Origin of the sequence: Rhodococcus sp. H-CA8f (assembly GCF_002501585.1) — a bacterium.
GTDB lineage: Bacteria > Actinomycetota > Actinomycetes > Mycobacteriales > Mycobacteriaceae > Rhodococcus_F > Rhodococcus_F erythropolis.
The window spans coordinates 4,862,890-4,886,175 of the sequence record NZ_CP023720.1 but is presented as its reverse complement, the minus strand read 5'-3'; the positions used below and the strand labels follow the sequence as shown (position 1 = coordinate 4,886,175).

The following is a 23,286-nucleotide window of genomic DNA, read 5'->3' as shown; positions in this document are numbered from 1 at the left end:
GAATGCCGTCCATGACAGCTGAGATCGGAATATGTTTTGGTGCAAGAGAATCCGCACCATTTTCGGTTAGTGCGTATGTGAATGTCGGTAGCCCGGATTCATTCGCTGCGTTTGTCGATACCGCGTCGGGTGAGTTCGTCCACCAGGGACTGTGTCGCAATCGTCGCGACGACCGACGGTGGAGTCGTTCCAGGCTCCGCCTCCTCAGAGGTCAGATAACCGGCGGCTACGAGGACCTCCATGATCGGAGCGTCGAAGACCTGACATGCCGTCCGCATCGTGTCCTGCGTGGGAGGGCGCTTGGCCGACAGCCATCGACTCAGCTCGGAAGGTCGAATCTTCAGCGCACGCGCAGCTTCCTGGATGTCGCCGAACGAGCGAAGTTCCAGTTGATTCTCGACCCATGCGGAGAAACCACTCATAGCGGTCATATTGCCTGAGCCGAGAGGTATATGCCACTTCCTTTCGGCCACGAGTCGAGGACAATTGGATATCTGCCATGTCGTGGCAAAGTTTTACGTCGACGATTCGCTTATTTGCAGTTACGCGACGTCGCCGACTGAGGCTGACTTCTGCGCTGAGCGGGGATTATTCAGCCCGGCGTTGGCGAAGGGTGAAATTGAGGGTGAAATGCATAAAATTCGATTGTCGGAAGCAGGAACTCAATGACAACGCCGAGTCAAATCAGACCTGAAGGCCTTCGGGATGATGCCGCTCCGACGGCAGGGCGAACAGGCAGAATTCCTTTGTCGCCGACTACCGCCGTCTGGATGGCGATCGCGGTCGTAGTTCCGATATACCGCTCGTTGCCCGGCGCCGTCACGCAGTTGTGGGCGATGGCAGTGCTTGCGGTCATCGTGGCGTCAGTAGCACTGGGACGAGTTGCTCGGCCGCAGTTTGTCGGCGTCTGGTTGATCGCCGGCTACGCCGCTCTTGTCGCCACGGTAACAGCAACGCGTGGCAGTGACGTCACCGGAAATCTCTACGTTGGAATCCAACTCTTCATTGTTCTCGGGCTCGGAATATTTGTGATGGTCGCCAATGTCCGGCGCGATCCGGAATTTGTCAGGCGTGTATGTATTGCGTTCATAGCAAGCCAATCGGTTTCTGCTCTGGTCGCCGCTATCCAATTGGCAGGTTCATCCGTCTTCGGTTTCGGTGTTGTGAACGGTCGTGCTCCAGGTCTGGCAGGTCACCCGAACGTTCTGGGCATCATGTCCTCACTTGCGCTGATTCTGTGCCTGGGGGCTGCAGTGCAAAAGGTCGGAAATCGGGTCGTTCTGGTGCTGATCTCGATTGTGAACGCGGTGGGACTGCTGGCAACCGGTAGCTTGAGTTCGTTGTCGGCGTGCGCGATCGGATTGATCGTGGTGGCGATTTCTTCGCGAGTGAAGATCGCCACCATCGTCAAGAGTTTTGTCGGTGCCTCCGTCCTCTTCTGGATCGCAATCACCTACACCGAGTTCGGAAAGCACCTGGAGACGCCGGCCGATCGATACCTTCAGGTCACAGGGCAGACCAAGGCCGTCAGCACTCTAGAGATCCGTAACGATACTTACGGATTCGCTTGGGACGCTATTCGTGCGCATCCGCTGTCCGGGGTGGGTTTGAACGCGGCCAATGCGGCCTCGTTCGACAACGTCACAGTCGTCCACAATGTGTTTCTACGATCCTGGTACCAAGGCGGGGTGGTGCTTGCCCTGGCTGTGGCACTGATCATCTGCGCGTCGGTATTGGTTGCGTTCAGATCGATGAAGTCCGGCAAGAACGCCGCCGCGGCAGGCGTTCTGGTCTCGATGATGACGTTCGCTCTGACATCGGCATTTTTCGAGCAGGCATACTACTGGCTACCGGTCGTACTCGCGTTTGCGTGTCTTTCGACCGACAGCGATCGGACCGCGAGCTCCAAAGCTCAACCGGCGCAACAATCTCCGATCGGGAACTGAGGCTACGTGTTCAGTCCGTGGAAGGTTTTCTCCCAGTACGACGGATTGCGTATCAACTGATAGGTGCCTTTTATGGCTGCGATGCTCATCAGTACCCAGTAGAGCGGAGCGGTGAGGCAGGCAATCAGCAGCATGGGATTCCGCGTCTCGCGGCACGCCACCAAGTTCATGTAAAGGACTGCAGCGTTACCGAAGACGAGTGACACGAGTGCCGGAAAGTAGACGTAGTTGGGAAATACGTCGTGGATGACCTCAGGCTGGCCGAGGATCCATCCGAGACTGATCAGCCAGAATGCCATGTTCAGCGTCGCCACGACGGGTGTACCCGCCATCAAGATCGTGAAGCGTAGAAATCCGACCGTGCCGAGTCCGCGCCACAGTTTCACGGGTTGACGCATGTGAACCAGCCAAGTCTGCAGGTAGCCCTTGTACCAGCGTGAGCGTTGTCGGATCCAGTTGATCGTGTCGCTGTTGGCCTCCTCCAGCGTCGTCGAGTTCAGAACAGCGGTCCGGTAGCCGCTCTCGGCGATGCGAACTCCGAGATCTGCGTCCTCCGTGACGTTGAAGGGATCCCAGGCGCCGATCTCGTCGAGCACACTTCGCCGAAGGTGATTGGACGTGCCCCCCAAAGGAATCGGTGACTGACTGCGCATCAGCCCAGGGAGGATGAAATTGAACCAGAGGGCGTAGTCGGCCGTGAACCATGCGGTCAACAAATTCTGAGTTCCGTTGTGAAATGCGAGTTTCGCCTGAACGCACGCAGTATTCGATGGAAGTTTTGCGAAAGTTGCTACCACACGACGTAACTGGAGCGGATCCGGAGAGTCCTCGGCGTCGTAGATGGTGATTATCTCGCCCGTAGAGAAGTGCAATCCGTAGTTACAGGCTTTGGGTTTGGTGCGCGGATCTGCAGCAGGGACCTTCAAGATACTCACCACAGCATCGACTCCGGCGGCAGTCGCAGCTTCGATAGTGACAGTGTCATCCTCTTCGAGGAGCAAGAGCACCTGCAATTTGTCCGAGGGGTAGTCGATCGCGCGCATAGCGGAAATCAGGTCTCCGACTACTTCCGGCTCGTTGTATGCCGGAACAAGGATTGTGTAGTGCGGGAGTTCTTCGTCCGAAAGCGAGCTTGCCTCTTGATCGCTGATCGTCATGATCGAGGAAGCATCCAAACCTCTTGTGAACAGCACGAGTCGATCAACCATCGCCCACACGTAACCGAGAGTGCACGCCAATGTGAGAACGATCAGCGTGGGAGTAAGGAAGAAGACCAGACACACCATGGTGATCACGAGAATCAGGAGCAGGATGTTGCGCTGCCACGGATAGAACGCAACTGATGCCGATGAAATCGGTTTGCGTTCACGCAGTCCGTTCACAGCGTCGTGGAGTGCGGCTCGTTTGAATTCTTCGGAGCTTTCGCCCTCAACCGAGAGATCGGGATCTACCACTTCTGTGCCTCCACGACGAGCCTTCCGAGTGACTGGAGCATACCTAGATCCTTGTACTGAGATTCGCTGTCCACAGTCGATATCCGGCCTCTGAGTAGAACGGCCAAGGTGTTGCTTCCATTCGAAGCCATTGATGGTTTCGGTTCGGGGAACAAGGCATTCGGTTCATGATTGTCCACTGTCAAGAGTGTGACGCGTTGTGCGGCACCGTCGCCGCGTGTCCACACGAAATTGAGGTTGCTCCAGGTGAGTAGGAGGGAGTCGTCGACAACTGTGTACATTTCCGCGACGACTCCACGACTCAACTCGACTCGTACGGTGGGGCTGACACGTGCGTTCTGGAGATCATAAGTTGTATTGCTCGGATAGACAGACAGAGTAGACGGGCGACGCACTTGAACAACGTCCATTTGGACAGTGCGTGGGCGCATCTGGGTGTCCCAGGCAGGATTGGGCGTATCAGCACGAATCGTCTGGCGAGTGAGTGCCGAAGTGGAACCGAAGTATTTTCTCGGCCAATCGTATTCGTTGGTCGAGATTTCACGCCAACCAGCGGGGACGATGAGGCGTGGATCAGCAGTCGCCGGCGGGCCTACCGAGACCGGAACGCCCTGAGCGGTGGGCACCGGCGTAAAGAACATCACGATCGCCGCGGCGAACACCACCAGGATCGTCCAGTTGCTGGTCGACGTCGAAGGATTCCGGAGCGGACGCTCGAACGGCTTCCATGACCTTCCACGTCGCTCGTACAGGTAGAAGAACCCGCCTACCAGTAAAGCGCTACCTAGTGCTGGTAGCAGCTGGATGCTGAACAAGGGTGCAGTCGGGTACTGACGGGAGAGATAGTAGACCAAGGCGGCACCCAGGACGGACGAGCCGACGAACCCGGCGAATCCTCGTCTCCAGGTCCTACTGACGGCGATCGTCGTTGCGGCCGAAGCGACCAGCACCATGATGATGCTGTAGTCGAATCGAGTGCCGCCGAGTTCAGTCGCCAGCGTGCGGTAGATGAGCGGCGCCAGGACGATCGGAACAACCCAGATTGCCCAGTAGCGGTTCACCGGACGCAGCCCGAACATGAGAACCGCTGCGCTCCAGACGAATACCCAAGCCGCGATTACATCGATATGCATCAGTTCATAGTTCTCGGCAAAACGTGGCATGAGGAGTGCCTGTAAACCCAGAGAGACAAGTAAGCCGATACCGCCGACAATCTTGTCCGTCTCGCGGTCGTGGATCGGAAGGTCCGGGCCTCGCCGCAAATCTGTTCCGACGGCGGCTATCAGGCAGAGCAAGGGGAGGACAAAAACGTATCCGATGGCGGTACCGCTCGCGGTGCTCCTCCACAAATTGGTCCAGGTAGGCCAGAAAGCAAAGATTGTCGCGGCTGCAATCATCAGCCAACGTACTGTGAGGCGGGGGATAATTCCCGACTGCGTGCGTAGGTCGCGAATCTTCAAGATATGTAGTCCTATTCGAACTGGTCGTCTACTCCGGCCGTGTCGGCTGCAGCGAGGTTGTGTCAGCGAACCCGACTTTTGTCGACCTTACGTGATCGATCGCAAGGTGCGAATCCGCACACCGGCCGATGCGGAATGGCCGAAGCCGGGTAAGAATCTCACATATTGAGACGAAGGAAAAATTTCTTTTCGGGGCCGGTTAGTTGCGAACTGGACGAGCGACCTGTTCTTGTTCTGATGTTGATGCCTGTATCAGCAAGGGCTGTAGTGCTATTCGCCTTCGAATTGCACATCGAAACGGCAATAGGGACCAAGATCCCTGTCGGGGACGTAGGTCCCCAACGGCGCAGGCACCTTCTGTCGGCGAAAGTCATAGCGTTGGTTACCAATGGAAATGATCCTCTGTTCAGGCGGTATCGGTAATGCGGTGCCCTTTGGCAACCGCCTACTGGCGAGTAAGGTCCTCCCGTTTGCCGCACTTTCGTTGAAGTAACGCGATAGTTGCTTCTGAATCGATCTCTCGTCCAGTTGTTCCAGTCGATCCGCCGCCGAAGGGCGAGAGGCAAAGCGCTTGCGCTGCGGCCATATTGGAATAGGTGGGGGTGTGGGCGGCTACAGGCCTGAACTGGGATGACTTTGCGTTTGATCCTGCGCTCGGACAGTGCTGCAATGTAATCCAATCGGAGCGTGAGAGCGTTCCGATTCTCGAACAATTGCACTCTTCGGATCGAAGCGAGCAATTTGCTGTTCCAGTGGATTGCTCAAATCTGGTGAATCACGCTCAACACCTGTCAACGACACACGGATTCAACGACACACGGATTCCACGAATGAGGAAGGGACTGATCACGTGACGGCGCTCGACGTGTCCACACTGGGCAAGACCAAGCACACGCTTCCCCGCGCAGTGCCCGACCTCCGCCGCGGATCGACTTCTCGGAGGGAATGGGAAACGGCATACCGCAGAAGGCTGTTCCTGGGCGATTCGGTGATCATCGTGGCGACGGTTTTTCTGGCTCAATGGCTACGATTCGGCGGAGACGGCCGTGCGGTAAGCCCCGGAATCCTCGGGCAACTCAGCTACACCGGTGTGTCAATTGCATTGGCGGCGATGTGGTTATCGTCTTTGGGGATCTTCCGCACTCGCTCGATTCGTGTGATCGGCAGCGGCCCCGAGGAGTACAGACGAATCTTCGTCGCGACAGTTCGCCTCTTCGGTCTCATTGCGATTGTCAGCTTGCTGTTGCAGTTGGACATCGCACGGCTCTATCTGGCCTTCGCATTTCCGGTCGGTCTGACCGCACTGATGGCGAGCCGCTGGATCTGGCGAAAGGTGATCGCGCGGAAGCGGTCTCGCGGCGATTTTCAGACGTCCGTCTTGGTCGTGGGAAGCCCGGTTGCAGTCAAGAAAATGGCCCAGACCTTCGAACGAGCTCCCGGTGATGGGTACCGGGTAGTGGGCGTCTGCCAACCCAGTCAACTAGGACGTCGCGACAGAGTCATAGTGGTCGACGGCAACGAAATACCGGTCCTAGGCGACGAGCACGACGTGACCGACGCACTCGATTTGGTCGGTGCCGATGCGGTGGCGGTTACGGCGACGGAACACCTCGGCTACGACGGTATGCGGAAACTGGCCTGGGATCTGGAGTGTAAGGACGTCGATCTTGTTGTGGCACCGGGAATCCTGGATGTTTCCGGTCCGCGACTGTCGATGCGGCCGGTGGCGGGCCTTCCACTGATTCACGTCGAACGTCCGCGATACCATGGTGCTCAACGGTTCGCCAAGACAGCCTTCGACGTCGTTTTCGCATCTGTCATTCTCATTTTGATCAGTCCCGTTTTGATCGTGACGGCCTTGGCAGTCAAGTTCACCAGTCGGGGTCCTGTGCTCTATCGGTCGGAGCGAATGGGATTGGACGGGGTTCCCTTTCCGATGCTGAAGTTCCGATCGATGGTTCAGAACGCAGATACGCAGGTCGACAGCCTGCTGTCGGATAACGAGGGCGCCGGCGTCCTGTTCAAGATGCGTGACGATCCTCGGGTTACCAAGGTGGGGCGCGTCATTCGAAAGTTTTCGATTGACGAGTTGCCTCAGTTCGTCAATGTGCTCCGTCGCGAGATGAGCGTAGTTGGCCCGAGACCGCCGTTGAGGCGTGAGGTAGAGGCATACGACGGGGCCGTCAAAAGGCGACTGCTGGTCAAACCGGGTATCACCGGTTTGTGGCAGGTGAGCGGGCGCTCGGATCTTTCGTGGGAAGAAACCGTTCGGCTGGATCTGTCCTATGTCGACAACTGGTCGATGGTCGGGGACGTGATGATCGTCGTGAAGACGCTCAAAGCCGTAATGGCTAGTGACGGCGCATACTGATCCGTTCAGTCAGTCTTTCGTATTCGTATTCGTATCGCGAATCCGATTCGCCATTCCCGGCGAACTCTGCCTGGGATCCGAAGTAAGGGAACTGCGCAATGCACACTGGCCAATCGGTGGTGCTCGATGAGAACTTTGGGGGAGCAGGCTCGATGTCATCAACAAAATACTCGATGTATTTGGCGGTGATTCCAACCTATCGGAATCCGTGCATCGAGGTGTTGCGTGAGATGGAAGAAGGAAATCTCGATATTCTCGCTTCGGACTACGGGCTGGATTCCACGGTGCGAACTGGCATCGACAAGGATTTCTACGACCGCGTTCGACGGATCGGAATCTTCGGTGACAAGGTTCTTCTTCAGGTGGGTTCTTGGAAAAATCCGCTTTCCGCGTCCGTGACTATCCTGGATTTGAATCCCCGTAGTCTCACATCGTGGAGTATTTTGGTCCTTCGACGAATAGCGCGTCGCCGTACTCTTCTTTGGGGCCATTTGCATCCCAGGCAAGGTTCTTCGTCGAAGACGGCTTTCCTTCGGCGAACGATGCGCCGCTTGTCTCAGGGGACCATTCTTTACGGGTACGCCAGTGTGGTCCCAGCCAAGCTCGAGGTTCCAGGCCAACCAGTTTGGGTTGCACCCAATTCTCTGTACAAACGCGCTGACATCAACGCTGGTAACATCGGCGAATCGCGTAGATCAATTGTCTATGTCGGCCGATTGGTTGCCGAGAAGAACGTCGATCAATTGGTTCCAGCTTTCCACCGATCGGGCCTCGTAGACGAGGGTGCCGTGTTGGAAATCGTGGGTTTCGGCAATGCGGTGGAAACGATAGAACGGCAAATTCTCGATTTAGGTCTGGAAGAGTCCGTTGTGGTACACGGTCGCATTGAAAGTCCGATCGAACTTGCTGAAATCTACGCACGCTCAATCATGTCGATCTCTCCCGGATACGTCGGGTTGAGTGTCACTCAGAGTTTGGGATTCGGAGTCCCGATGCTGTACCCCGAGGACGCCCCGCACGCCCCCGAGATCGAACTTGCTGCTGTCGGTCCTATGCAGAGTTACTCACCGACGACCGAGGAGTCGCTGGCTGCGGCGCTGCGAGACTACTTCCTGCATCTTGTCTCCAATCCCGTTCCAGCGGAGGAAGTTTCAGCGAAGGTCGGGGATCTCTATTCCGCCGAAACCATGGCATCGGGGATCTCTGCTGCGTTGCGAGGTCAGGTCGTCGAATTCGACAATGAGGGATGGCCCAAGGAGATGGTCGTACGATGAGCAACCGATCACGCCTACCGTCAGGTGTCAGGCGAGCCCTTCGCGGAATTATGAATGGACTCGCAATATCGAACGGGAATGTTTCAGTAGGGCGCGACTTCAACGCCGGCCGTGGAGCTATCATCAGTGCGCCTCACCGACTGAATATCGGCGATAATGTCAGTGTCGGACCCCGAACCGTTATTCAGGTAGACGGCTCCATCGGATCCCACGTCATGATCGGAATGAACGTCTACATCGTGGGGCGCGAAGACCACGCGATCGACGAGGTGGGTATTCCGATGCTCGCGTCGACGTGGGTGGGGGACCGTCAGCCTGGTGCCCGCGATTCTGTCGAAATTGGAACAGACGTATGGATAGGCGCCTGTTCGGTGATATTGAGCGGTGTGAAGATCGGTGACGGTGCGGTTATCGGAGCCGGTTCGGTCGTGACGAACGACGTCGAGAGTTTCTCGGTGAATGTCGGAGTTCCGGCACGGAAAGTCGCCGAACGATTCGAGAGTGACACGCAGAGAAGTGCACACCTGCAAGCTGTGCACGGACTGCCGTCCTGAGTTAGCTGAAAAGGGAAATGAGCACGATGGATAATCAGGGAAATAAAATCCTGATCGTGGGAATCAACTATTCTCCTGAGCCAACCGGTATCGCTCCGTACACGGAGGGTTTGGCAAATGCGATAGCGGATGCCGGTGCTGACGTCAGGGTAGTGACAGGGTATCCGCACTATCCATTCTGGCGAAAGATGGATGGCTTCTCAGGTCTGTCCTCCGTAGAGCAGTCGGAAAATCTGACGGTTCAAAGACTTCGTCATTACATCCCTCGGAATCCCAGCTTCCTGCGAAGAATTCTGATGGAGGCAAGTTTCGCTTTGAGAGCGACCTGGGCGACTCTTTTCCATCGAGCAGACCTCATACTGTGTTTAAGTCCTACACTTTTGTCCTCGGCGGCATTTGTCATCAGGACCAGGCTCCTTCGGTCGCGCACACCCGTGGTGCTGTGGGTGCAGGACTTCTACGGACTGGGCGCGTCCGAGACCGGTCAGCTGAGCGGAGGCCTGTCGTCTCTCGTTGATCGAGCCGAATCCTGGATCTTGCGAAAGTCCGATCACGTCGTCGTGATCCATCCGCGGTTCGCGAAGCATGCTCAGGACAACCTCGGAGTCGACTCGAGCAGCGTCACAGTCATCAGGAACTGGACCCACCTGGATCTCTCCCAGTCTGCCTGCACCCGAGAAGATTCGCGAAAGCGATTGGGCTGGGGGCCGGAACAGAAGATAGTTCTGCATGCCGGCAATATGGGTGCCAAGCAAGGGCTCGAGAACGTAGTGGACGCCGCGCGTTTACTTGGGCCGCGGCAGTCCGACATCAAATTCGTGCTGATGGGGGATGGGAATCAGCGGGCCCATCTCGAAGAGCTGTCCGAGGGATGCACCGGGATCGAATTCATGGATCCTGTTGGCGGCGAGGACTTCACCGATGTGCTGCGAGCAGCGGACGCACTACTTCTCAACGAGTTGGCCGATCTTCGCAGTATGGCCGTTCCGAGCAAACTCACATCGTATTTCGCTTCAGGGGTACCCGTCGTCGCGGCTACGTCTTCGGACAGTGCCTCCGGCGAGGAGATCGCCCTGTCCGGGGCGGGAGTACGTGTTGACGCCGGAAATCCGGAAGCATTGGTACGTGAAATAGAGATGCTGGTATCCGACCCCGTCCGTGCCACTCAACTCGCGCGAAACGGGGGGGAGTACGTGCACGAAACCTTGTCTCCCGGCTCTGCCACCACGGCGTTCGGTGACCTCTTCGACGGACTCATCAATCGAGACAGTTTGCCGACTCGACCGACGCAAGCCCGAGCGCGATGACACACCCGCAGCTCTCCCTCGGTGAATTCACCGGGGCAGGATACGACAAGGGACGTCCGGCATCAGTGCAGGTCGCCTGGCTCGCGGTGGCACCACTGTTCCGGGCCTGGTTCGTGCCGGCGCGCATACGAGTTGCCATTCTCAGACTGTTCGGCGCTCAGATCGGTGATGCAGTCCTGATTCGGCACGGCGTGAAGATCCATTGGCCGTGGAAACTGTCGATCGGTGATAACACTTGGGTGGGTGAGGGAGCATGGATCCTCAATCTCGAACCGGTGAGTATCGGGTCGAACAGTTGTGTCTCGCAGGACGTCTTTCTGTGCGCGGGCAGTCACAGCAGAAAGTCACGGACTTTCGAGTTCGACAACGGACCGATCGTCATCGGCGACGGAGTGTGGATTGCGGCCAGGTCCACAATTCTCCGTGGCACGTCGGTCGGTGACCACTCGGTTATCGGCGCAAATTGCCTTGTTACATCTGATGTTCCGGCGAGTTCGATCGTCCGCGCCCCGGCTTCGTCGATCGGACGACCATGAAGGGCGCACGACCGCGCTGCGCCGGGGTTCCGCACTCGTTCGAGTGCCCGGGTGGTGGAACATGAAGGTGATGACGAACCCCCTGGTGGTTCAGTTCACGGGAATCGCCGGCGGACGTCTTGTCGGTGCGTTGATTCAGGCACTGAGTACGGTCCTACTCGCGCGTATCTCCGGTCCGTCCGGCTTTGGAATCTTCGCTGCGGCTTATGGTGTCGGACTGGTGCTTCAGACCATTCTGAACTTCGGGTTCACCCCATTTCTGGTTCGGATCCGTGCGTTGGGTGACCAGGACCCCCTCATCGCGTCGACCTTGGAGTTCTCGCGCCGCGCCAACCTGGCCGTTGGTGCATTGCTGGCATTTACCGCGGCGGTAGCCGCGGTCTTCGAGCCGAAGCTTTGGTTCGTAGTGCCGTTGACAGCTTGGGTTGTTCTGGACAATTACGTCGAGACGCTGCTCTCGCTACCACTCGCTGACGGGAATACCTGGCAGAACGCGGTGTCGTTGCTCCTCCGGCGAGCACTTGCTCTCGTTTTTGTTGCGGCGGCTTGGCTCGCAGGAGTCGACGCAGTGTTCTGGTATTCCGTGGGCCTCGCGTTCTCTTCGATGATCGCTGTCTTCGTGGCCATTCGGCTCGGACCGGCGATCACTCGTGTGAGATCGAGACGCTCGTACAAGTCGATCATCGGCAAGTCTTCGCACTTCTGGTTGAATTCCGTTGCTACTCAGACGCGCAACTTCGACGTACTGCTGGTTGGACTTGTCACGTCGCCGGCCGTCTCCGGAATCTACGGCGTGACGAGTCGTATCACCACGCCGTTGCGGCTGATTCCCACATCATTTGCGGCAGTTCTCATGCCGGCGGCGGCGCGCTCGACGACCGGGCGAATCACCCAGGGCATTCTGCGACCCGCGATGTACGTATGCATCGCAAGCGCGGTGATCTTCGGTGTGATCGCAGCTGCCATACCTGTGCTCGTTCCACCGATTTTGGGCGATGCGTACGTAGACGCGGTACCGGTAATGCAGGTCGTCTGCTTCAGTTTGATCTTCGCAGCGATCTCGTCCCAATTGAATGCGATTCTGCAAGGTACGGGCAGAGTTGAAATTGTCTCCTACATAACGGTTGTGAGCACCTTGATCTGCCTCGTCGGAATCGTGCTTGCTGCCCCCCGTTACGGGGCGCTCGGAGCGGGGTGGTCGCTCTCGCTCAGCTATGTACTTCAAACCGCATTGCTGACCTGTGTCGTTGTCGTTGCAATGAGGAGGGATCCCCATGCGTAGGTTCTTCATGAGTATCGCAGCAGCTCAGGGCAATCTGGGTGACATCGAGATACGGCGAACAGCAGTCGACTACATGCGTGAACTGGGGTTCAAACCCGTTGTCTTTTCCGGCAGTATGAGCGCGGAGTACGTCGATGCCTTCGATTGGGAACCAACCGACGAGGTCATGGATTCGGGTATCAGCTTCTGGCGAGCGATTTTGTCCGATACGGTGCGCCGAAAGCGGGCAGTGATCGTGATGGCACCTGGGCCGGCGGTTCTGGGGGCTTCAGCAGCAAGCGTCGTCAAGCACTCGTTGTTGGTGACAGTCTTTGCGGTGCTGCGCATTTTCGGTACACGAGTCCTCGTTTTGGGACGGTCGATCGAGGTGCGAAGCTCGATGGCGGCAGTACCCGAGAAGATCCTCGTCGGCGTAGCCGACGTCTACGCGGCACGTGACAAAAGGACGTGTGAGTACCTGCGAGGCAAGAGTCGGTTCTATCCCGATCTCGCGTTCCGGGCCGGCGTATCCGACGGAGCGAAGTCTGCAGGCCGAGAATCTGCGAGCCGAGAAATAGCCTTGCTTTCACTTCGGCATGACCGACCGGTGAACTACGCGGTTCTTCGGTCGATCCACAGTCAGGTCGAGGCAATCGGCTTGAATCTGGTGGCCTGCTGCCAAGTTGCCGAGGACGACAACCACAATCGTGAAGTTGCTGCAACGCTGGGTATTCAGTACGTGGGATGGGACGATGACGTGACCCATCGGCAACAGGAGTCCGCTGTCCGCGCCCTGTACGAGCGCGCTGCCGTAACCATCAGTGACCGCCTCCATGTTTTGATCCTGAGCGCTCGAGGCGGATCGATACCGGTGATGGCGGGCAGCAGTTCGGTACCGAAGCTGAGGGATTCGCTGGAACCGGTACTCGCGCCGCAGGCCTCCTGGATGGACGATGCGACGGGTGGCAGCTTGAATCTCGGGCACGACGAATCTACCCGTATCTCTCGCGGAATGGATTCCGCTGCCGCGGAACTGGAGGATTTGAGATCGCGGATCAAGGGGGCAGTAATGCCGTGAGGGTTTCTCAGTTCTGGTTGTGGGTTCGTTACTCCCACACAACACAATTCGGCCGATGACTACTCGCAGACAAGTATCTGCTTCGAGGACGGAGTTTCAAGTGAAACGTGCACTGATTACCGGAATTACAGGCCAAGACGGTTCATACCTGGCCGAGCTGTTGTTGAGCAAGGGATACGAGGTCCACGGACTTATTCGTAGGTCGTCCACGTTCAATACAGCTCGAATCGATCACATGTATGTGGATCCCCACACGCCGGATGCAAAACTGTTCCTTCACTACGGAGATCTCAGCGACGGGGCGCGTTTGGTCACTCTTCTCGCACAGATACGCCCGGACGAGGTCTACAACCTCGCAGCGCAGTCCCACGTGCGGGTGAGCTTCGACGAGCCAGAACATACCGGTGACACCACGGGAATCGGGTCGATCAGGTTGCTCGAAGCAGTCCGGATGGCTGGTCTCGAATGCAGGTTCTACCAGGCGTCCAGTTCCGAGATGTTCGGTGCGACACCGCCTCCGCAAGACGAGCAGACTCCCTTCTACCCGCGATCGCCGTACGGTGCGGCGAAGGTGTACTCGTACTGGATCACCAAGAACTACCGCGAGGCGTACGGGATCTTTGCCGTGAACGGAATTCTGTTCAACCACGAATCTCCCCGGCGAGGCGAAACATTCGTCACTCGCAAGATCACGCGAGCGGTGGCGCGGATCAAGGCCGGTCTGGAAAGCCATTTGTACATGGGCAATCTCGATGCAATCCGCGACTGGGGCTATGCGCCGGAGTACGTGGAGGGAATGTGGAGAATGCTTCAGGCCGACGAACCGGACGATTACGTGCTCGCGACAGGCGGTAACTACTCGGTCAAGGATTTCCTGACGGTGGCCTTCGAGCACGCCGGCCTGAACTGGGAAGATCACGTGCGCTTCGACGAGCGCTATCTGCGGCCGACGGAAGTAGATGCGTTGATCGGAGATGCCGGTAAGGCGGAGCAGAAGCTCGGTTGGAAGGCGACTGTGCATACCCCGGAGCTGGCTCGAATCATGGTCGATGCGGACATCGAGGCTCTGACGTGTGAGGGCAAGCCCTGGATCGACCGTCCGAATCTGGTGGATTGGGAGCACGCTCGATGACGGGGGAGTACACGCAGAAGTCCCTCGATCGGAGCGACGCGGTATACGTTGCGGGCCATCGTGGACTCGTTGGTTCAGCGATTTGGCGTCGGTTGGAAGCCGACGGCTTCAATCGCCTTGTCGGTCGCACGTCGGCCGAACTCGATCTTCGCGACCGCGGTGCCGTGTTCGAATTCTTCGCCGCTGAGAGGCCGAAGAACGTGGTCCTCGCGGCAGCCAGAGTGGGCGGGATACTGGCGAACAGCACACTGCCGGTGGACTTCATCTCCGACAACCTTCGCATCCAGGTGAACGTGATGGACGCGGCGGCCGAATTCGACGTAGATCGCCTTCTATTCCTCGGATCATCCTGCATCTACCCGAAATTCGCACCTCAACCGATTCGCGAAGAATATCTGCTGACCGGTCATCTGGAACCGACGAACGATGCATATGCCATCGCAAAGATCGCGGGAATCCTGCAGGTACAGGCTGTTCGCAAGCAGTTCGGGCGACCGTGGATCTCCGCGATGCCGACGAACCTCTACGGCCCGGGTGACAACTTCTCTGCCAAGGGCTCTCATGTGCTGCCAGCCCTCATCAGGCGCTTCGACGACGCGCGCCGTGATGGAGCTGCGTCAGTCGTTAACTGGGGCAGCGGGACGCCGAGGCGCGAGTTTCTCCACGTCGACGACATGGCGGATGCCTGCCTTCATTTGCTCGACCACTATGACGGAGCAGAACACGTCAATGTTGGTACGGGCGAGGACCAGAGTATCGCGGAGATCTCCGCGATCGTGGCGGACGAGATCGGGTTCGACGGCGAGATCGAATGGGATCATTCGAAACCTGACGGGACGCCGCGGAAGTTGCTTGACATCGGGAAGCTTCGAGATTTGGGGTGGCAGCCCAGGATTGATCTTCGTGCGGGAATCGCATCGACCGTGGAGTGGTATCGACAGAACGTCGATTCGATCAGGACATGAAGTACTACAGCATTATTCGACGTAAACCCGACTTCGACAGGCAGACATCGTTATGACTTCTCGTATTGCGGTATTCGGCACCGGCTACCTCGGGGCGACACATGCAGCTTGCATGGCCGAGTTGGGTCACGAGGTTCTCGGGGTGGATGTTGATCCGAACAAGCTCGCGATGCTCGAAGCTGGGGAGGTTCCTTTCTACGAACCGGGACTCGAGGAAGTGCTGCGCCGCAACATAGCCGCGGGACGTCTTCGATTCACGGCTTCCTACGAGGAGGCCGCAGAGTTCGCCGACATCCATTTCCTCGGCGTCGGTACGCCGCAGAAGAAGGGGGAGTTCGCGGCCGACATGCGTTTTGTCGATTCGGTGATCGAGACGCTTGCACCCCTCTTGACCAGGCCGACCGTTATCTTCGGGAAATCAACAGTGCCAGTTGGTACAGCAGAGCGATTGGGTGCGCGGGCCCGGGAACTGGCGCCTGCCGGACAAGACGTCGAGGTGGCGTGGAACCCGGAATTTCTCCGGGAAGGCTACGCGGTGAAAGACACACTTCACCCGGACCGGCTTGTGCTCGGGGTCGACCGTAATCGACCCGGACGTGCGGAATCGGTTGCGCGTGAAGTGTACGAGCAGCTCTTGAACGAAGGTATTCCCTTCGTTGTGACCGACCTTGCGACTTCGGAGTTGGTCAAAGCGTCAGCCAATGCATTTCTGGCGACGAAGATCTCGTTCATCAATGCGATCTCGGAGGTGTGCGAGGCGTCGGGCGCGGATGTGACCGTTCTTGCCGATGCCATCGGCCACGACGAGAGAATTGGTAGGCGATTCCTCAACGCCGGAATCGGTTTCGGTGGTGGCTGCCTACCTAAGGACATCCGTGCTTTCATGGCACGTGCGGGTGAGCTGGGAGCAGATCAAGCACTCACTTTCCTACGCGAAGTCGACAATATCAACATGCGTCGTCGTACTCGGATGGTCGAACTGGCTCGAGAAGCGTGTGGTTCTCTACTCGGAGCCAATGTGGCGGTTCTCGGTGCAGCCTTCAAGCCTGACTCCGACGACGTGCGCGACTCACCTGCGCTGAACGTTGCCGGCCAGATTCAGCTCCAAGGCGCTGCCGTCAATGTCTATGACCCGAAGGCCATGGGAAACTCGAAGGCGTTGTTCCCCACCCTCACTTACACTTCGAGTGCACTTGACGCGTGTGCAGGAGCTGATGTCGTCTTGGTTCTGACCGAGTGGACCGAGTTTCGAAAGTTGTTGCCGTCGGATCTCGAAGCGGTCGTCCGCAAGAAGGTCATCATCGACGGACGTAACTGCCTGGAACCGACCACCTGGCGCGACGCAGGGTGGACCTATCGAGGTCTTGGAAGGCCGTAGATCGGTGAAACCCTCAGCGAGGGATGGTTATTGCACGGCGTCGAGGGGAGTGCCCGCGTGTCTGGGACGAAGGTCCGTCAGTAGATGAACTATTCCGGTGTGGAAACTTCGATCGCCGCCCGTCGATTTCGGGGCGAGTGGTGTTTGCCCTGTTCGATTGGTGTGCACCGGCTTCCGGTGGCGGCGGGCGTTGTTGGATGTTCGCGGACTTTGGTCCTACGGCCGGCTGAGGGTGTGTGATCTTCGCGTGGTCGGCACATTCGGCTGGCGAAATCGAGGGGTTTCGATGCTGCGTTGCGGTGGTGAAAAGAACCACGACACAGTAGAGTTCAGCCTGGCTGCACGTTACGTCCGCTCTCTTCGATGTGCAGTGAACTCCAGGTGGCGGTGTCGGCCGATGAGGCTGACGAAGAGAACTGGACCCGATGTCCGTGTCGCAGGTTCGCCGCTGCGTCAACATGTAGTCGTGCCGTCAAGTGTGGACCACGAACTGAGATGCGTGAGATGCCACGAAGGTTTCTTGTCCCTGCCTGTTTCGGGATCGACCTCTCTGTGACGCAGGGACGCGCGATAAAAAGATTGGCTGCCTCGTTCAGCCTGGATTGAGTGCAGCGGCTCGACAAGCGGCTGTCGATTACTACTCGAATACGTACTACGTGCTCGAGCCGAAGGAGATTCGACGATGGATGTACGGGACTGCCTGAAGATCTTGCAGGCACGGTGGAAAATAGTCGTTGTCGTCACCGTGGTTGTGATCTTGGGCGCTTTGGGTGCCTCGTTGATTGCGACACCGGTCTACCAGGCTTCCACGCGCCTGTTCGTGTCGACTTCCACTGGAACGACCGTGAACGAGGCTTACCAAGGCAACCAGCTTTCACAGCAGTTGGTCACCTCCTACGCCAAGCTCCTCACTGGGGAGACGCTCGCGCAGCGAACAATCGATGCAGTGGGGTCAGATCGATTGGGTGGGCTGTCCGCGGCGGAGATCTCGTCGAAGGTGACCGCCACATCGGCGCCGGATACTGTACTTCTCGATTTGAGCGTGCAAGATGCGTCGCCTGAACTGGCACGCGAAATCGCAAATGCGCTGTCGGACGAGTTTGTCGTGATGGTCAAAGATCTGGGTACGCCCGCGAATGGTGGCACAGCGCCGGCGCGCGTCGTTGTCGAGCAGCGAGCACAAACTCCCGCGGAACCGGTGTCGCCGAAGACTTCGCGGAACGTGGCGCTCGGTGCCGCGATCGGGCTTCTGCTGGGGATCGGATTGGCTGTCGTGCGTGATCGCCTGGACAACACCGTCAAAGAGCGCAAGGTGGTCGAAGACATCGCCGGCGCGGCGATGGTGGGAACAATTCCGTTCGACAAGGAACGCGAAGTTCATCAAGCGATCAACTTCCACGAGGGCAACTCCGCAAGTGCCGAGGCGTACCGCGAACTGCGAACCAATCTGCAGTTCCTGGCCGTGGATCGTCCACCGAGTGTCATCGTCGTCACGAGTTCTCTTCCCTCCGAGGGAAAGACCACGACCGCGGTGAACATCGCACTCGTGCTGGCCGAGGCAGGCAAGAAGGTGTGTCTCGTCGAAGGTGACCTCCGTAAGCCTCGCGTTTCGAAGTACCTTGGACTTATCGGAAGCGTCGGTTTGAGCTCGGTCTTGGCTGGGCAAGCAGATCTCGACGACGTACTTCAAGTCACGAGCAACGCTGACCTGACGGTTCTTGCTTCAGGTCCGATTCCCCCGAACCCGAGCGAACTGCTGGGGACTGACACTGCCCATGCAGTCTTTACCGATCTCCGCAGAAGGTTCGACTACGTCATCATCGACGCCTCGCCGTTGCTTCCGGTTACGGATGCTGCAGTGCTTTCAGCGCTGGCGGACGGTGCGCTCGTGATTGCTCGTCACGGCTCGACGAAGAGGGATCAGCTGAGCAGGGCGGTCGGCAATCTCCACAGTGTGGGCGCGACAATTCTCGGCACTGTCATCACGATGACCCCGCTGAACGGTCGTGGTGTCTACGAGTACAAGTACTACTACGATTCCGATCCGGTTGTCGCAGACGTGGCCGTGGGAGGTTCCGTGGACAGCAATCCAGTCGGCAAACGAAGGGTAACGTCGACAGTCAACTGATCTGGTCGTACGTTAAATCCCGACGCCTCACAGGGCCCTCGAGCAATGCTCGAGGGCCCTTCGGCGTGTGGTGAATCGGACGCAATTCTCTAGTCGGGTCCTCTGAGTCTGCGACGCTGCGGTCTGACCTGTCCTACTTGACCGGTGCCGCTATGGCTTTCGATCTGGTTGCGCCTGACGAGCCCTTGTGAGCTTCCTGTCGGAGTCGTGTGACGAGTGTGGCGGACCGCAGGCGGACCAGCACGGTTCGGCGATTGGAGTTGCGCAACGTCTAGATCTCGGTCTGGCATCCCGTGCTGGATTCAGGCAGTGGGTGCAGTAGCTGTTGGCGCAGCCAGAGTCGTGGACGGGGCCCGACATTGTCCCGGCTACCAGCTGGTGGATCGCTCGCGGCGGCCGGTATCTCGGTGCTATCCAGATGCGGCACAGCATGAACGAGATCTTGGCCGATGTCGGTGGTCATATCGGCTATGGAGTCCGGCCGCCGGAACGCCGGCAAGGTATCGCGTCGACGGCTCTGCAGGAGATGCTCACGTGTGCCACGCAACCGGTGGGCCTCGGTCGAGTCCTGATTGCCCGCAACGAGATGAACGTGGGTTCACGCAAGGCCATCGAGGTTTGCGGGTGTCTACTCCGAGCGTGCGCCCAGCTGATCAGTCGACCGCAACCTCGGCTGTTCGAGAGACACGCTCCGCTACTGGGCGCCAACGAGCATGTCGAGCGTCAGTTGACCTATACGCGGCCGCGCACACTTGCCATGGCCGCGCACACTTGCCATGGACATAGCCGTCGGTAGCGGTCGCCCCGCTTTGTAGTCGAACGGCTGCACAATTCCCCCTTCTCGAATTGGATTGTGCTGCAGATTTTTCTGCACCGCATAGACGGTCAGTGGCGGTCCAGGCTCCTCCTTTCGCATGCCTAAATTCTCGGTGTCGCCCGATCGTAGGTTCGCGCATTGCCGGCCAGTCGTAAGTAAAGCGCGCAGAGGCCAAGTGCCGGACAATCGTCCAGGTCTGAGGCGATGTCGAACGCATCAAAGTATGGTTTGCAGAGCGTTCACCAACTGCGTGCTGGTTTCCGTCCAAACGCGGAGTCCAATTGATCAAGGCGATGAAAACTATAGGTACGCAATGGTAATGGTGAGGAATGTTCGCACCCTCCTGCTTAGAGGGTGAATAACTGACCTCAATGCTGGCGTTCGGAAGAAGTTCGGAAAGCGCTATTGCCACACTGTCCGGAATGTGGCAAACTCCTCACTGGTACTGACCAGCTAGCCGAAGAATTGCCAAGACGTGAGTCCTGACAATATCGAGGCTGGCGACGTCAGCGGGCGATGAGAAATCGCCGATCGTCCTGTGTTTGGGTCGTTAGTGGACTCTGCTTCAATCATGGGGTGTGAGCTGCGGCAATGCCGCAATAATCGACAGTTGGGCCGAGGCCTGACAACAGTCGCCGGGTTAACTGCAAGGCGCACGTAATGCGACCATTCGCACTGAACGCAGCAATGCGGAGCAGTTGCTTCGCTGTCGAAGTTTCGGGATTCGGCAAGGCGGTCCGATGGACCTCGGCCGGCGAACAGCTTCAGGCCGAATTTTGTGCATGGGGAAAGGTTTCTGAACACATGACGGTTCTCGAGATGGCCGCGCCCACGAAAGAACGGCCACAACAACACCGACGAGTAGCGCCGGAGAGGGCTGGTGGAGTTTCCGCACGCAGGAAATGGCAATCTGCGTATCTTCGTCGTCTGGCGATCACCGACACGATCATTGTTGCGGCAGTTGTGTTTCTGGCTCAATGGTGGCGATTCGGTAGCGACGCGGATGTCGTAGACGGTGAAGCATTCGGCCATTTCAGCTACACCGCACTGTCTTTCGCCCTGATTATCGGCTGGTTCGCCGTATTGAGAGTATTTCGCACCAGATCTCCTCGCGTGATCGGAAGCGGCCCTGAAGAGTACCGATTGATCGCCGTCGGAACGCTCCGCCTGTTCGGACTGATTGCGATCGCCAGCCTTCTCCTTCACCTGGAGATCGCGCGCCTGTACCTCGCCGTGGCGTTTCCGATGGGATTGACCGCCTTGATCGCGAGTCGTTGGATCTGGCGACGGGTGATTGCTCGTGAGCGAGCCCGAGGTGAATTTCGAACTGCCGTACTTGTGGTCGGTGTGCGAGGGGCGGTTGTCGATCTTGCACGCAACCTCGAGCGAGACGATGCCCATGGATACCGAGTCGTCGGAGTCTGCGTACCTGGCTACGGAGGAGACGTGGGCGAAGTTGTCACAGTGAACGGTCGGGACATTCCGGTGCTCGGAGATGAGCACAGTGTCACGGACGCAATCGAACAGGTCGGTGCCGACACGGTGGCAGTGACGGCGTCGGAGCGATTCGGACCGGAAAGGCTGCGGACGTTGGCCTGGGATCTCGAGCGCGATCATGTGGACCTTGTTGTTGCACCAGGGATTCTGGATGTGTCCGGACCGAGGCTGTCGATGCGCCCGGTCGCAGGATTTCCGCTGATCCATGTCGAGCGTCCGCGCTATCACGGCGCGCAGAAGTTCACGAAGACGACCTTCGACATCGTCTTCTCGACCGTGGTACTCGCCGTGATCAGTCCGGTGCTTCTGGCGGCTGCGATCGCAGTCAAGCTCACGAGCAAGGGGCCGGTTCTGTACAAGTCCGAGCGGATGGGGCTGGACGGGCAGCCGTTCCCCATGCTCAAGTTCCGCTCGATGGTCCAGGATGCGGATTCTCAAGTCACGGCGCTGATGAAGGAGAACGAAGGCGCCGGAGTGCTTTTCAAGATGCGAGATGATCCGCGTGTGACGACGGTCGGTCGCTTCATGCGTCGGTACTCGATCGACGAGTTGCCCCAGTTCGTCAATGTTCTTCGGCGCGAGATGAGCGTCGTCGGACCGCGGCCACCGCTTCGGCGCGAGGTCGAGATGTACGACGGTGCGGTCAGTCGCCGGCTACTGGTCAAGCCCGGTGTCACCGGCCTGTGGCAAGTCAGCGGACGTTCTGATCTTTCGTGGGAAGACACTGTCCGCCTTGATCTTTCCTACGTCGACAACTGGTCGATGATGGGTGACGTCATGATCGTCGCGAAGACGCTCAAGGCGGTGGTGGGAAGTGATGGCGCCTACTGACAAGAATGCGGCACCGGCGCCTTGCGAAAATGAGGCACCGAACAATCCGCTGATCTTGCGAACGGCATTGGTGATCGCGGTCATCGGCGCGAGCGGAGCCTTTCAGGCCTACACGCAGAAGACAGCGCTCGGATCGTTGCTCGTACACGGTTCGGCCGTTCTCTCGGCGACACTCGCGTTGGTCTACTTCCTCGACCGGCGATACTCACGCAACGCGTCCTGGCCTGTCTTCACGCTTCTGATCGCGGCCGGCGTTCCGGCAACCAGCTGGTACTGGTCGACGTTGCCCCGGAACTCCGCCGTCGCCGGCATCGTCATCGTGTGCCTGGCGATCACGGGAATCATGGTCGCCCGCGAGTTGACCTTCCCGGTGCGAGTGCGGACTGTGGCCGTCACCTTGCTGGTACTACTGGTGCTGTCGCTGATGGTCGTGGTCCTCGATCCTTCGACCGGCATCGATGTGGATACCCGCGCTGTTGCCTACCGCGGAATCTTCACGCACAAGAATACTTTGGGCCGAATGGCTGCGATCGAAGTTGTCCTTGTTGCTGTCATGCTCATGCTTCCCGACGTCAAGCGTATTCCGTGGGTGGCGGCACTGGCTGTCGCCGGCATCGTGTTGTTCGAAGCCCGGAGCCAGACCAGTCTCGTCGCTGCAGGGATTGCGCTGGCGACAGTGCTTGCTCTGAAGTGCCTTCGACGGACACCTAACGCTCGCCTTGCCTCGACGGTGATCATCGGGCTGTACATCGGGGTGTCCGGCGCGATGAAGGTGCTCGGACCCGATGTCGCAGCGCTACTCTCGCGAGATGTCACGTTGACCGGCCGGCTACATCTCTGGACGGTATCCGAGTACTACGCCGAACAGCGGCCCCTGCTCGGTTGGGGCTTCGGCTCGGTCTGGGCACCTGACAGCGTTGTCGGACAGATGATCCGGTCCAAGCTGTCCTTTCCGGCGACCAGCGCGCACAACGGAATGCTCGACATTCGTCTCCAGATCGGTTGGATCGGATTCCTGCTGCTGTTGGCCGGCTATTACCTGCTTCTGAACACGGCGCTCGGGCGAGCTCGCAGCAGAACGGAGTACATCGCCGTCGTCGCGATCATGGTTCTCGTCTTCTCGATGGACTTGACGGAGTCGACGCTCTTCTTCGGCGCCATGTGGCTGATCGCATGGGTCTTCCTGGCGCCGTACGGACCCTCGACGCACCGCTCTCACAGTGCAGGCAACGCCGAATTGTCGATCTGTAGGGGTCGTGCGTACGGGTTCGCTCCGGAGCGAAGAGGAGGTCAGTGA

The 23,286-nt window shown here is 58.4% G+C and carries 18 protein-coding genes; 15 read left to right on the top strand and 3 right to left on the bottom strand.

Going from position 1 to position 23,286, the window contains the following annotated elements; genetic code table 11:
• Positions 1-98 precede the first annotated feature (98 nt).
• The gene (locus CPI83_RS22675; protein WP_020968738.1) at positions 99-422 is read right to left on the bottom strand and encodes a helix-turn-helix transcriptional regulator; all 324 of its coding nucleotides are present in this window, start codon (positions 420-422) and stop codon (positions 99-101) included.
• Between the two features lie 348 nt (positions 423-770).
• Here CPI83_RS22675 and CPI83_RS22670 point away from each other — a divergent pair, with 348 nt between their 5' ends.
• On the top strand, positions 771-1,946 hold the full coding sequence (locus tag CPI83_RS22670; RefSeq protein ID WP_097387742.1) for an O-antigen ligase family protein: 1,176 nt from the start codon (positions 771-773) through the stop codon (positions 1,944-1,946).
• A gap of 2 nt (positions 1,947-1,948) precedes the next feature.
• Here the strand turns inward: CPI83_RS22670 and CPI83_RS22665 are convergent, their stop codons facing one another.
• Positions 1,949-3,400 (bottom strand): glycosyltransferase, encoded by a 1,452-nt coding sequence (locus tag CPI83_RS22665; RefSeq protein ID WP_029254697.1) that lies wholly within the window; start codon positions 3,398-3,400, stop codon positions 1,949-1,951.
• Complete coding sequence (locus CPI83_RS22660; protein WP_232816784.1) at positions 3,394-4,860, bottom strand: hypothetical protein; 1,467 nt, start codon at positions 4,858-4,860, stop codon at positions 3,394-3,396. Before CPI83_RS22660 ends, CPI83_RS22665 begins: the two co-directional genes overlap by 7 nt.
• Before the next feature lie 874 nt (positions 4,861-5,734).
• Here CPI83_RS22660 and CPI83_RS22655 point away from each other — a divergent pair.
• The 14 genes from CPI83_RS22655 (at position 5,735) to CPI83_RS22590 (ending at position 23,286) form a co-directional block, all read left to right on the top strand.
• Positions 5,735-7,231, top strand: a complete 1,497-nt coding sequence (locus CPI83_RS22655) for a sugar transferase (RefSeq protein ID WP_202023107.1) — start codon at positions 5,735-5,737, stop codon at positions 7,229-7,231.
• 116 nt (positions 7,232-7,347) lie between these two features.
• Positions 7,348-8,505 (top strand): glycosyltransferase, encoded by a 1,158-nt coding sequence (locus CPI83_RS22650; RefSeq protein ID WP_157920623.1) that lies wholly within the window; start codon positions 7,348-7,350, stop codon positions 8,503-8,505.
• A gap of 215 nt (positions 8,506-8,720) precedes the next feature.
• Positions 8,721-9,059, top strand: a complete 339-nt coding sequence (locus CPI83_RS31240) for a DapH/DapD/GlmU-related protein (protein WP_024487404.1) — start codon at positions 8,721-8,723, stop codon at positions 9,057-9,059.
• 17 nt (positions 9,060-9,076) lie between these two features.
• Positions 9,077-10,366: a glycosyltransferase gene (locus tag CPI83_RS22640; RefSeq protein WP_097387741.1), complete on the top strand. Its 1,290-nt coding sequence runs from the start codon at positions 9,077-9,079 to the stop codon at positions 10,364-10,366.
• The gene (locus CPI83_RS22635) at positions 10,363-10,902 is read left to right on the top strand and encodes a DapH/DapD/GlmU-related protein (RefSeq protein ID WP_080910161.1); all 540 of its coding nucleotides are present in this window, start codon (positions 10,363-10,365) and stop codon (positions 10,900-10,902) included. Before CPI83_RS22640 ends, CPI83_RS22635 begins: the two co-directional genes overlap by 4 nt.
• A 70-nt stretch (positions 10,903-10,972) precedes the next feature.
• Positions 10,973-12,184 (top strand): oligosaccharide flippase family protein, encoded by a 1,212-nt coding sequence (locus CPI83_RS22630; RefSeq protein WP_198586313.1) that lies wholly within the window; start codon positions 10,973-10,975, stop codon positions 12,182-12,184.
• On the top strand, positions 12,177-13,241 hold the full coding sequence (locus CPI83_RS22625; protein WP_020968748.1) for a polysaccharide pyruvyl transferase family protein: 1,065 nt from the start codon (positions 12,177-12,179) through the stop codon (positions 13,239-13,241). Before CPI83_RS22630 ends, CPI83_RS22625 begins: the two co-directional genes overlap by 8 nt.
• A gap of 100 nt (positions 13,242-13,341) precedes the next feature.
• A complete protein-coding gene (gene gmd, locus CPI83_RS22620; protein WP_020968749.1) occupies positions 13,342-14,373 on the top strand; it encodes a GDP-mannose 4,6-dehydratase in 1,032 nt (343 codons plus the stop codon).
• Entirely contained in the window at positions 14,370-15,338 is a 969-nt protein-coding gene (locus CPI83_RS22615; protein ID WP_019747431.1) for a GDP-L-fucose synthase, read from the top strand. Before gmd ends, CPI83_RS22615 begins: the two co-directional genes overlap by 4 nt.
• Before the next feature lie 52 nt (positions 15,339-15,390).
• A complete protein-coding gene (locus CPI83_RS22610) occupies positions 15,391-16,716 on the top strand; it encodes a UDP-glucose/GDP-mannose dehydrogenase family protein (RefSeq protein ID WP_029254704.1) in 1,326 nt (441 codons plus the stop codon).
• Positions 16,717-17,398: 682 nt separating this feature from the next.
• Positions 17,399-18,844: a polysaccharide biosynthesis tyrosine autokinase gene (locus CPI83_RS22605; protein ID WP_097387739.1), complete on the top strand. Its 1,446-nt coding sequence runs from the start codon at positions 17,399-17,401 to the stop codon at positions 18,842-18,844.
• A 418-nt stretch (positions 18,845-19,262) separates the two neighbouring features.
• Entirely contained in the window at positions 19,263-19,640 is a 378-nt protein-coding gene (locus CPI83_RS22600; RefSeq protein WP_326839287.1) for a GNAT family N-acetyltransferase, read from the top strand.
• Positions 19,641-20,465: 825 nt separating this feature from the next.
• Positions 20,466-21,989, top strand: coding sequence for a sugar transferase (locus tag CPI83_RS22595; RefSeq protein ID WP_180279671.1), 1,524 nt, complete (start codon positions 20,466-20,468; stop codon positions 21,987-21,989).
• Entirely contained in the window at positions 21,976-23,286 is a 1,311-nt protein-coding gene (locus tag CPI83_RS22590) for an O-antigen ligase family protein (protein WP_097387737.1), read from the top strand. The genes CPI83_RS22595 and CPI83_RS22590 overlap by 14 nt, the downstream gene beginning before the upstream one ends.